9 protein-coding genes are annotated in these 10,858 nt (G+C 72.2%); 5 read left to right on the top strand and 4 right to left on the bottom strand.

The window, feature by feature from the left end:
• A partial coding sequence (locus ACR807_RS38865) for a hypothetical protein (RefSeq protein ID WP_438926533.1) occupies positions 1 to 222 on the top strand: 222 nt, incomplete at its 5' end.
• A gap of 178 nt (positions 223 to 400) precedes the next feature.
• On the opposite strand, the gene ACR807_RS38860 is transcribed toward ACR807_RS38865, so the two are convergent.
• On the bottom strand, positions 401 to 1,414 hold the full coding sequence (locus ACR807_RS38860) for a hypothetical protein (protein WP_438926532.1): 1,014 nt from the start codon (positions 1,412 to 1,414) through the stop codon (positions 401 to 403).
• Positions 1,415 to 1,565: 151 nt separating this feature from the next.
• Here ACR807_RS38860 and ACR807_RS38855 point away from each other — a divergent pair, with 151 nt between their 5' ends.
• Together ACR807_RS38855 and ACR807_RS38850 are read left to right on the top strand one after the other, a co-directional pair.
• Positions 1,566 to 2,336, top strand: coding sequence for a deoxyribonuclease IV (locus ACR807_RS38855; protein ID WP_438926531.1), 771 nt, complete (start codon positions 1,566 to 1,568; stop codon positions 2,334 to 2,336).
• The gene (locus ACR807_RS38850; RefSeq protein WP_438926530.1) at positions 2,333 to 3,733 is read left to right on the top strand and encodes a glycosyltransferase family 87 protein; all 1,401 of its coding nucleotides are present in this window, start codon (positions 2,333 to 2,335) and stop codon (positions 3,731 to 3,733) included. Before ACR807_RS38855 ends, ACR807_RS38850 begins: the two co-directional genes overlap by 4 nt.
• Before the next feature lie 103 nt (positions 3,734 to 3,836).
• On the opposite strand, the gene ACR807_RS38845 is transcribed toward ACR807_RS38850, so the two are convergent.
• From ACR807_RS38845 to ACR807_RS38835, 3 genes are all read right to left on the bottom strand, one after another.
• Positions 3,837 to 5,444 carry a glycosyltransferase family 87 protein gene (locus tag ACR807_RS38845; RefSeq protein ID WP_438926529.1) on the bottom strand — a complete coding sequence of 536 codons (1,608 nt, stop codon included), beginning with the start codon at positions 5,442 to 5,444 and terminating at the stop codon, positions 3,837 to 3,839.
• Between the two features lie 117 nt (positions 5,445 to 5,561).
• On the bottom strand, positions 5,562 to 8,168 hold the full coding sequence (locus ACR807_RS38840) for a transglycosylase domain-containing protein (protein ID WP_438926528.1): 2,607 nt from the start codon (positions 8,166 to 8,168) through the stop codon (positions 5,562 to 5,564).
• Positions 8,169 to 8,589: 421 nt separating this feature from the next.
• The gene (locus tag ACR807_RS38835; protein WP_438926527.1) at positions 8,590 to 8,994 is read right to left on the bottom strand and encodes a DUF5318 domain-containing protein; all 405 of its coding nucleotides are present in this window, start codon (positions 8,992 to 8,994) and stop codon (positions 8,590 to 8,592) included.
• A 164-nt stretch (positions 8,995 to 9,158) separates the two neighbouring features.
• On the opposite strand from ACR807_RS38835, the gene ACR807_RS38830 reads away from it, so the two are divergent.
• Both ACR807_RS38830 and ACR807_RS38825 read left to right on the top strand, forming a co-directional pair.
• Positions 9,159 to 9,704 (top strand): PadR family transcriptional regulator, encoded by a 546-nt coding sequence (locus ACR807_RS38830; RefSeq protein ID WP_438926526.1) that lies wholly within the window; start codon positions 9,159 to 9,161, stop codon positions 9,702 to 9,704.
• Between the two features lie 29 nt (positions 9,705 to 9,733).
• Positions 9,734 to 10,825 carry an inositol-3-phosphate synthase gene (locus ACR807_RS38825; RefSeq protein ID WP_438926525.1) on the top strand — a complete coding sequence of 364 codons (1,092 nt, stop codon included), beginning with the start codon at positions 9,734 to 9,736 and terminating at the stop codon, positions 10,823 to 10,825.
• Positions 10,826 to 10,858 lie beyond the last annotated feature (33 nt).

Genomic DNA, 10,858 nt, shown 5'->3' with positions numbered 1-10,858 from the left:
CCGGTGCCGGTGGACCCGGGCGACCCGGACCGGGCCGCCCCGAGCTGGGGTGCGGTCCCGACCTTCCCGTCGGCGGAGACGGGGGTGTCCGGGGCGGGTGCCGTCGCCGCGGAGGCCGTGGCGGCGGCCCCTGCGGTGAGCGCGGCGGCTAAGCAGAGCGACAACAGCGCGGGCAGGGTTCGCCTGGTCATCGAGTTGCCCCTTCGGGGATCGAGGAGATGACGACCAGGTAACGCTCCCACTACCCAGAGTGGTCAGATAGCGGCATTCGCAGGAAAAATCCGCACGCCGCGTTACGCCTGCGGCGAGTCGCGGCACGGCGCACCCGGCGGATCGCGCCGCGCACCCGAGGGGGCACGCCACCGCGCATCGGCGGATCAGGCCGCCGCGCACCGAGGGGTCAGGCCACCGCGCGCCGCAGCACCCAGGTCCGGACCAGCGCGCCGGTCACGAGGGACAGCAGCAGCACGGCGAGCAGCACCGGGGCGGCCACCCCGCCGCCCGCCCGGCCGAGGTCGGGCAGCGCCTGCGCGCGGCCGGCGGTCTGCACGCCGTCCTGGTCGCCCGCGCCCGGCAGGCCGTAGCCGGGCCGGTAGCCGCTCACGGCGCCGCCGTAGCGCACGCCGGGCGACGGCGAGTACTGGCCGGGCACGGCGAACGGCAGGGAGCCGTAGCCGAACAGCGGCACGCGGCCGAAGTTGCCGCCCCACGGGTTCGCGCCGTACAGCGGCAGGTCGATCGCGCCGACCCCGCCGACCGGTGTGAACGGGCTCTGCGCGCCGCCGGGCGCGGTGCCCGGGGCGCCGGGGGTGCCGGGCGTGGTGCCGGGCCGGCCGGTGGGCGGCGGCGTGCCGGGGTTGGGCTGCGGCGGCGTGCCGGGCGCGCCGGGCAGGACCTGCCGCACGGCGCCCTCCGAGGCGTCGGCCAGTGCCTTCGACCCGTCCTGGACGGGTGCGGCGACGGCGTTGACGCCCTCGACGGCGACGCCGCACAGCCCCGACAGCGTCCGCTGCACCGAACCGGTGAGCGTGGTGACGATCGGCCCGAGCAGCGGCAGCTCGGCCAGCTCCGCGTTGACCTTGTTGGCGATCTCGCCGCCGGTGATGACGCCCTTGCCGGTGGGGACCGCGCCGATCGGGATGGGCGGCATCGCGGCGAACGCCTGCTTGAACGGCTCCGCCAGCGGCGGCCCCAGCAGCGGGACGGCGCGGATCAGGTCGACCACCGGGCCGAGGACCGCGCCGGTGCTCAGCGCGACCGGCGTGCCCGGAGCGCCCCGCACGGTGGCGGCGCAGTCGCCGACGACCACCGGTTCGGCGGCCAGGGCCGTGCCGGTGCCGCCCGCGAAGCCCGTCGCGCCGACCAGGAACACCACGGCGGACGCGATCGAGAGCCGGGTGAGCCGGGTCCGCATCGTTGGCCTCCTCGCCGTGCCGAGCACGTTTCCTACTTACAAGTAACGAGCGTAGGTCCTGATGGTGACGTGAGCCATCCCCCTCGGGCCACGAATTCCACATCGGCGGCCGGCGTCGGGGCGTTGCAGGTCCCGACTACCCTGCACAGCTATGCGCATCGGGGCCCACGTGCGAGACGACGACCCGCTCGGCGCCGCCGCCGATCGCGGCGCCGAGGTCGTCCAGTTCTTCCTGGCCGACCCCCAGGGGTGGAAGGCGCCGCAGCCGCACCCCCGGACCGATGGGCTGCTGGCCTCCGACCTGGACGTCTTCGTCCACGCGCCCTACGTCGCGAACGTCGCCTCGCTGAACAACAGGATCCGCATCCCGTCCCGCAAGATCGTGCTCCAGCACGCCGAGGCCGCGGCGGAGGTCGGCGCCAAGGGGCTGATCGTGCACGGCGGCCACGTGGCCAAGGGCGACGACCCGCTGGAGGGCGTCGCCAACTGGCGGAAGATGTTCGAGCGGCAGGCGGAGAAGGGCGGCTTCGCCGTCCCGGTCCTGATCGAGAACACCGCCGGCGGCGAGAACGCCATGGCGCGCACGTTCGACATGCTCGCCAGGCTGTGGGACGCCGTCGGCGAGTTCGACGCCGGGTTCTGCCTCGACACCTGCCACGCGTTCGCCTCCGGCGAGGACCTCGTGGGCATCGTGGACCGGGTCAAGGCCATCACCGGCCGCATCGACCTCGTGCACCTCAACAGCTCGCGCGACGCGTTCGGCTCGTCCCGCGACCGGCACGCCAACATCGCCTCCGGCACCATCGACCCCGACCAGCTGGTCGCGGTGGCCGCCGCCGCGGGCTCGCCCGTGCTGGTCGAGACACCCGACGAGGGGCAAGCCGAGGACATCGCGTTCCTCCGCGAGCACCTGGGCCGATGAGCGTGACACGGGAGGCGGTGGCCGTGCCGGGTGGCGCGGGCGCCAGGTCGGGGACGGCGCGCTTCGGCCGGGCCGCGCTGGCGGTCGTCGTCCTCCTGTGCGGGCTGACGATGTTCGTCGGCTTCCTCAACAAGGACCGGTGCACCGGTCCGCGGTTCGACCAGTGGGGCCGCAGCGCGCCGGACTACGAGGAGCGCAACAAGGCCGAGGTCTGCTACTCCGACATCCAGCACCTGTGGATCGGGCGCGACGTCGACCGCCACGTCTTCCCGTACGTGCACGGCAGCATCAACAGCAAGGGCGTGCTGGTCGGCGGCGTCGTCGAGTACCCGGTGCTGACCGGCCTGCTGATCTGGGCGGGCGCGATCTTCGCGCACACCGACGCGGCGTTCCTGCTGTTCTCGGCGCTGCTGATGGCCCCGTTCGGGCTGGCCGCCGGGTACCTGCTCGGCAAGCTCAGCCGGTGGCGCGCGCTGGTGTGGGCCATCGGCCCGCCGGTGGTGCTCTACGCGTTCCACAACTGGGACCTGCCGGTCGTGTTCTGCGCGGTCGCCGCGGTCTACGTCGTGCACCGCGGCTGGGGCAAGCGGGAACGGCCCCTGCTGCACCGGGCCGTCGTGGCGTCCGTGCTGCTCGGCATCGGGTTCGCGTTCAAGATCTACCCGGCGATCTTCGTGCTGCCGCTGTGCCTGTACGTGCTGACCGGCGGCCCGGGAGGGCGCGACCTGCCGCGCGGGGGGCGCTGGGACTGGGTGGGCGCGGTCAAGGTCGCGCTGGCGTCCGTCGTGACGGTGGTGCTGATCAACCTGCCGTTCGTCGTGGTCGGCCTGGAGGGCTGGAAGGCGTCGTTCGCGTTCCAGGGCATCCGGCGCGTCGACATCACGACGAACTCGATCTGGTTCTGGGCGATGCGGCCGTTCATGGAGGACGGCACCATGCAGTCGCTGGTGTCGGTGCTGTCGCCGGTCGGCATCCTCGCCTCGTTCGCCCTGGCCTGCTGGATCGGCTGGCGGCGCTACCGGGTCGAGGGGACCTACCCGTGGGTGCCGGTGTCGGCGGCCATGCTGTGCGGCTTCCTGCTGCTGCACAAGGTCCACTCGCCGCAGTACACGCTGTGGCTGGTGCCGATGTTCGTGCTGCTGCGCGTGCACTGGGGCTGGATCGCCTCGTACTTCGTCGCGGACCTCGCGATGGGCGTCGGCATCTTCCGCTGGTACTACGCGATCGAGTTCGCCCAGCCGTCCGGCATCTACGACGGGTTCTCGGCGCAGGCGGTCGTGATCGGCGTGTGGGGCCGGGCCGCGCTGCTGGTGGCGCTGTTCCTGGTGTTCCTGCGGTCCGAGGTGACCTTCCGGGACCGCGAGGCGACCCGCCGCCGCGAGCCCGCCGCCACCTGACCCCTCCCGGTCGAGGCGCGGACCGGTTCCGCACCGGCGCCGACACCGCGGGCCGGCGGGCGGTCGGCGCCGGGAGGAACCCCCGGGGCCGACCGCCCCGCCGTCAGCCCGAGGGCGTGGCGGGCGTCGCCGCGGGCTCCGCGCCGACTGCCCCGCGCTCCGCGCCGACGGCTCCGCGCCGCTTCCCGAACCGCAGCGCGAACCGGTCCGGCGCGCCGTCGACCACCCCGCCCGCCGGGTCGTCGTCGCCCGCCTGGCGCACCTTGTCCAGGTCCGGCCGGTAGACCTCGCGCACGATGACCGCGCACAGCACCACCACCGCGACGTCGCGCGCCACGACCGCGCCCAGGAACCAGTCGATCGGCAGGCCCTTGTTGTCCACGCCCAGGTAGAAGAACATCCGGGGCACCCACACCAGCGCGTCGATCGTCATCCACGCCAGCAGCAGCTTCCACCTCGGCAGCGCCAGCACGGCCAGCGGCACGAGCCACAGCGAGTACTGCGGGCTCCACACCTTGTTGGTCAGCAGGAACGCCGCCACCACCAGGAACGCGAGCTGCGCGAACCGCGGTCGCCGGGGCGCGGACAGCGCCACGAACCCGATCGCCGCGCAGCACACCAGGAACAGCACGGCGGACACCGTGTTCAGCACCTCGGGCGCCTGGCCCTGGACGAGCCCCGGGTCGAAGCCCCGCCAGCCGGTCCACTGGGCGACCACGTTGTAGAGCGAGTCGGGGTCCACGCCGCGCTCGGTGTTGAGCCGGAAGAACTCGCGCCAGCCGTCGGGGTAGAGCAGCGCGATCGGCGCGTTCACCGCCGCCCACGTCGCGAACGTCGTGCCGACCGTCGTGAACCCGGACCTGAGCTTCCCGGACCGCCAGCACAGCAGCAGCAGCGGCCCGAGCAGGAACAGCGGGTACAGCTTCGCCGCGCCGCCCAGCCCCAGCAGCACGCCCGCGAGCACCGGTTTCTTCCGCGCCCAGGCCAGCAGGCCCGCGGTGGCGAACGCGGTGGCGAGCGTGTCGAAGTTCGTGAACGCGTGCACGACGACCAGCGGCGACACCGCGACCAGCACCGCGTCGTACGGTCGCCTGCGGGCGATCTGCGACACCGCGTACACCGTCACCAGCCAGGCCAGCGCCAGCCACAGCGCGGTGATGTCGAAGTACACGATCACGGTCATCGGCGACGGCAGCCAGCCCGACTCCGCGATCTGCGTCCAGCCCTGCGCCATCCGGGCGTTGAGCAGCATGAACATGCCGGTCAGCACCGGGTACTCCATGTACCGCACGTGCGCCGTCGGCTTGCCCTCGTCGTCGACCCACGACGTCTTGTACGGGAACGTGCCGGGCCGGTCGAGCCGCTCCGCCGTGTACAGCGGCACGGTGTCGGAGTAGCACATGGCGACGAACTGCCTGCTGCCCCGCCAGTCCAGCTGCACCACGCCGTTGTCGTCGACGTACTGCTGGACGCACGGCGACTTCTGGAACCACGCCAGCGCCAGCGTGATCACCGCGAACAGCAGCACGACGCGCAGCGGCGTCCAGAACCACTGCCTGCCCACCGAGGCGTGCCTGCCGACCGGCCCGCCGAGCGGTCTGCTCGCCGCGCGGGCGAGCGGCTCGGTCCACGTCGGGCTGACCCGTTCCTCGGGGCCGAGGGAATCGGTGTCGTCGGCGTTCGCCTGCGTGTGCTGCGAAGGGCTGGCCACGGGAACGGATGCTACGGGCACCGGTCAACGGCGGTGGTGAGGTCCGGGCACGCGGGTCCGGGAACGCGGGAGGGGCCCGGCTCGCGCCGGGCCCCTCCTGTCGTCACGTCCGCGCGATCAGCCGTTCGGTGGTGTGGCGCCGCCGATCGGGTCGGGCTTCGGGTCCGTCTCCGACGTGGTCGACGGCGTGCAGAGCGGCGGCCGGCACGGCTGCTGGGTGCGGGTCGTGCTCGGGGTCGTCGGCCGCTCCGTGGTGGTCTGGTCGGAGGTCGGCCGCTCCTCGTCCCGCTTGGTGGTCGTGGTCGGGGCCGTCGTCGTGGTGGTCGTGACGACCGGCTTCTCGTTCTCGAACTGGTTCAGCGGCTTCGCCTTGACGAACTTCTCCGGCGGCGTGCCGTTGAGGGCCCGGTCCATGAACTTCTTCCAGATCTCACCGGGCAGGCCGCTGCCGAAGATCGGCTTGCCCTGGGCGTTCAGCAGGGCCTTGTTGCCCTCGTTGCGCCCGATCCACACCGACGTCGACAGCGACGGGGTGTAGCCCACCATCCACGCCTTCGAGTTCTGGCTGGCGTCGTCCGGGAGCTCGTGCGTGCCGGTCTTGCCGGCGCACTCGCGCCCGCCCGCGCAGACCAGGGCCGGCGTGGACGACACGACCGGCTTGAGCGCCTCGGTGACGTTGTCCGCGATGTCCTGGCTCTTGACCGGGTCCGGGTCGAACGCGGGCCGGGTCACGTCGATGTGCTGGTAGACGGCCTTCTCCGCGTCGTCGGTGATCTTCGAGATGAAGAACGGCTCGTGGTAGACGCCCCGCGAGGCGAACGAGGCGTAGGCGGAGGCCATGTCGAACGGCCTGACCTGCGCCTCACCGCCGCCGAGCGCGATGCCGACGTTCGGCGCGCCGCCGTTCTCGTTGGTCAGCAGGGCCCGCTCCGCGCCCTGCACGTTCACGGTCTTCGGGATGCCCGCGTCCCACGCGGCCTGGGCGACCGGCTGGGTGCCGATCTCCAGCACCATCTCGTAGAACACCGTGTTCAGCGACAGCCTCATCGCCTCGCGGATCGGGCACTTCTCGCCGCACCTGTTGCCCGGGTCCGAGGCGTTGCGGATGGTGATGGGCACGGGGCCCACGTTCTTGAACACCTTCGGCGACCGGCCGTCGTACGCCGAGCCGAGGCCCTTGCCCGCCTTGAGAGCGGCCACGAGGTCGAACGGCTTGAACGACGACCCCGCCTCCTGGAGCGTGTTGCGCGCGTAGTCCAGGCCCGCGCCGTCCTCGCCCGCGTAGTAGGCGCGCACGGCGCCGCTCTGCGGGTCGATCGCGGTCAGCGACTCCTTCAGCTCCTCCGGCTCGCCCTCCATGACCTCGCGGACGGTGTCCTCGGCGGCCTGCTGCATCGGGGGGTCGATCGTGGTGTGCACGGTGACGCCGGTCTTCTGCGACTTCTCCAGGCCCCAGCCGATCCGCTCCATCTCCTGGATGACCTGCTCGCGGATGTGCATGCGGGGGCCGTTCAGGCCGCTCTGCGCGGACATGTCGACCTTCTCCGGCAGCTTCTCGCTCTCCCGGTAGGTCGAGTCGATCCAGTTGAACCGGAGCAGCTGGTTCATCACGTACTCCCAGCGCTCCTGGGCGTACGCGGGCTCCTCGGACCGGCTCGGGCTCTGGATCATGCCCGCGAGCAGCGCGGCCTGCGAGTACGAGAGCTGCTTGAGGTCGTCGACGCCGAAGTACGCCTTGGCCGCCGTCTTGATGCCGTACGCGCCGCGCCCGAAGTAGATGGTGTTCAGGTACGCGGTGAGGATGTCCTTCTTGTCCTGCTGCTCGGACATCTTGTACGCGGTGACCATCTCGTTGAACTTGCGGGTCAGCGTCCCGTCGTCCTCGCCGGTGGCCTTCTTCACGTACTGCTGGGTGAGGCCCGAGCCGCCGGACTGGCCGCCGGTGGCCTGGTAGTAGACCGCGCGGGCGATGGCCGTCATGTCGAAGCCCATGTTCGTCTCGAACGTGGGGTCCTCGGCGGCGAACACCGCGTGCTTGACGGTGTCCGGCAGGTCCTCGTACTTGACGAGGGTGCGGTTGGCCTCGCCGGAGGCGATCCGGGTCATCTCCGAGCCGTCGGAGTAGCGGATCGAGATCGCCTTGCCCTGACCGGCGGCGACCTCCTCCGGGATGGGCACGTGCACGACCTGGTAGGCCACCGCGAAGGCGACGACCGGGGCGAGCATCATCAGGCCGAGGGTGACGTAGCTGGTGCGGCGCACGCGGCGCCAGACCTTCTTCCGGCGCACGGCGCGGGCCTCCCCCTCGGTCAGCTCCCCGTCGTACTCGTCGTCGTAGAACGGTTCGAGCTCGATCTCGTCCTCGCGGTGCGTGAGGAGCTCGGGCTCGCGCGGCGTGCTCTGCTGGTGCACGGGCGGCAGCAGGTCGGTCGGCTCCTCGCCGGGACGCCGCTCCGGACCGGGACCGCCGGGACGACGGGGACCGCCGGGGCCACCCGCGGGCGGGCGGGCGCCGGGCGGGACGGGACCACCGGGCGGGACGGGGCCGCCGGGTCGCCGCACGCCGCCGGGGGGCGTCGCGGGGCGCTGGGGCGGACCGCCGGGCACGCTGCCGGCCGCGCCGGGGACACCGGAAGCGCCGGGGCCGCCGGGCCTGCCGTTGGGCACGCCGGGGCCGGGCGCGCCGGGACCGGGCACACCGGGTCGGCCGCCGTTGCCGGGCACGCCGCCGGGGCCGCCGGGTGCACCGGGGCCGTGGGGACGACGAGGGGGCGGCCCGCCGCGGGGGACGCCGCCGGGCGGCGGTCCGACCGGGGGGTTGCCGCCCGGCGCACCCCCCGCCGGCGGGACGCCACCGGGGCGCGCGAAGCCACCCGGGGGGGTGCCGTGCCGAGGACCGTCGGCGCGCGCGAAACCACCTGGTGGGGTGTTCGGACGCTCCGGCTGATCCCCGGCGTCACGCCGAGGAGGATGCGCGCCGCCGTCCGGGTCCTCCCCGGTCGGCCACTGCGGCTCCCCGCCACGTTGCCTGTCGTCATGCTGGTCGTTCACGAAATGGCCTCCCAGACCGGCGTGCGAGCGCACGCGGTTCGGTGGTCGTACGCCACAGCCCCTCGGTGGAGCTGCGCCCGTGGCCGGAGCAGGTTCACTCCGCCGCGGTCCTCCTGCGCGGCTTGCGAGAGTCCAGGCCACGCGTTCCCAGGACGTACGACTGCACCAGGTGGTTCCAACTACATGTGCGGCAAACCTCGACGACGTACACGGTGAACTCCTCGAAGAGGCTCGCCATGCGCGTGAGCTCCTCGGCGGTGCGCGCGGACCCGGCCGCGTGCTTGAGCTCGTCGCCGTAGACCCAGGACACGTGGGTGAGCGGTTCCTTGCGGCACACCGGGCAGGTCACGTCGCTCGGTCGGCCGTGGAACTTCGCAGCTCGCAGCAGGTACGGGCTCGCGTCGCAGACCTCCATCGTGCCCACTCGGCCCGCGTAGACCTCCGCCAGCAGCGCACGGCGCTGCAGGGCGTAGTCCACGACCTGGCGTTGGGTCGACACGGGACCAGAGTACGTGGCGCCCCGACCGCTTCGATGGGCCGTTCAGGGCAGTGCGCCGAAGGCAGGGGGCGCTGTGTGCCACACGACACCGTGAAGGCGCACGCGGATGTATCGCACCGATATACTCACCACACCCATCGGCGCTCATCGGGCGGGAGGTGCCAGTGCTGGAGTTCGCGATCCTCGGGCTGCTGCACGAAGCACCCATGCACGGCTACGAGCTGCGCAAGCGCCTGACCGAGCTGCTGGGGGCGTTCCGCGCGTTCTCCTACGGGACGCTGTACCCCACGCTGCGCAAGCTGCAACGTGGCGGCCTCATCGTCGAGGAAGTGCCCGAGGCGGACCCCGTCCGCTGGGGGCGCCGGGCGCGCAAGGTCTACAAGCTCACCGCGGAGGGCAAGGAGAAGTTCGCCGACCTGCTGGCCAACGCCGGCCCCCAGACGTGGGACGACGACTCGTTCGGCGTCCACCTGGCGTTCTTCTCCCGCACCCCCGCCGAGATCAGGATGCGCATCCTCGAAGGCCGCCGCAGGCGGGTCGAGGAACGCCGCGAGGGGCTGCGCACCTCGTTATCGGCCACGAGTGAGCGGATCGACCGGTACACGCGGGAACTGCACCGGCTCGGGCTGGAGAGTTCCGAGCGCGAGGTGCGGTGGTTGAACGAGCTGATCGCGACCGAACAGGCCGAACAGCGCGAGCGGGACGAATGAACCAAGCAGAACAAGAAGGAGGACTCGGCATGGGCGACAACCGCCGCACCGTTCGAGTGGCCATCGTCGGGGTCGGCAACTGCGCGGCGTCGCTGGTGCAGGGTGTCCACTACTACCGCGACGCCGACCCGAACACCAAGGTGCCGGGTCTCATGCACGTCCAGTTCGGCGAGTACCACGTCCGCGACGTCGAGTTCGTCGCCGCGTTCGACGTGGACGCCAAGAAGGTCGGCACGGACCTGTCCGAGGCCATCGGGGCCAGCGAGAACAACACGATCAAGATCGCCGACGTGCCGCCGCTGGGCGTCACCGTGCAGCGCGGGCACACCCTCGACGGGCTCGGCCGGTTCTACCGGGAGACCATCGAGGAGTCCGACGAGCAGCCGGTGGACGTCGTCGCGGCGCTCCGCGAGGCCGAGGCCGACGTGCTGGTCTCGTACCTGCCGGTCGGCTCGGAGGAGGCGGACCGCTTCTACGCGCAGGCCGCCATCGACGCGGGCGTGGCGTTCGTCAACGCCCTGCCGGTGTTCATCGCCTCCGACCCGGTGTGGGCGGAGAAGTTCCGCGCCGCGGGCGTGCCGATCGTCGGCGACGACATCAAGTCGCAGGTCGGCGCCACGATCACGCACCGCGTGCTGGCCAGGCTGTTCGAGGACCGGGGCGTCCAGCTCGACCGCACCATGCAGCTGAACGTGGGCGGCAACATGGACTTCCTGAACATGAAGGAACTGGAGCGCCTGGAGTCCAAGAAGGTCTCCAAGACCCAGGCCGTCACGTCGCAGGTGGACCGCGACATGGGCAAGCGCAACGTCCACATCGGCCCGTCGGACTACGTGTCCTGGCTGGACGACCGCAAGTGGGCGTACGTGCGGCTGGAGGGTCGCGCGTTCGGCGACGTGCCGCTGAACCTGGAGTACAAGCTGGAGGTCTGGGACTCCCCGAACTCCGCGGGCATCATCATCGACGCGGTGCGCGCGGCGAAGATCGCCCTCGACCGGGGCATCGGCGGCCCGATCCTGTCGGCGTCGTCCTACTTCATGAAGTCCCCGCCGGAGCAGTACTCCGACTCCGCGGCGCACGAGGCCGTCGAGGCGTTCATCCGCGGCGACGTGGAGCGCTGACGCCTTCCGCCGGACCGGTGGCCCACCGAGCCC

The sequence above is a fragment of the Saccharothrix sabaoui genome, assembly GCF_051756985.1.
GTDB lineage: Bacteria > Actinomycetota > Actinomycetes > Mycobacteriales > Pseudonocardiaceae > Actinosynnema.
The sequence above is the reverse complement of the archived record's forward strand: the minus strand, read 5'-3'. Positions and strand labels throughout refer to the sequence as shown.

Excerpts from the sequence above, each read along its gene's own strand:
- ACR807_RS38855 (WP_438926531.1), top strand. The coding sequence starts at position 1,566 with ATGCGCATCGGGGCCCACGTGCGAGACGACGACCCGCTCGGCGCCGCC.
- ACR807_RS38850 (WP_438926530.1), top strand. The coding sequence starts at position 2,333 with ATGAGCGTGACACGGGAGGCGGTGGCCGTGCCGGGTGGCGCGGGCGCC.
- ACR807_RS38860 (WP_438926532.1), bottom strand. The coding sequence starts at position 1,414 with ATGCGGACCCGGCTCACCCGGCTCTCGATCGCGTCCGCCGTGGTGTTC.
- ACR807_RS38825 (WP_438926525.1), top strand. The coding sequence starts at position 9,734 with ATGGGCGACAACCGCCGCACCGTTCGAGTGGCCATCGTCGGGGTCGGC.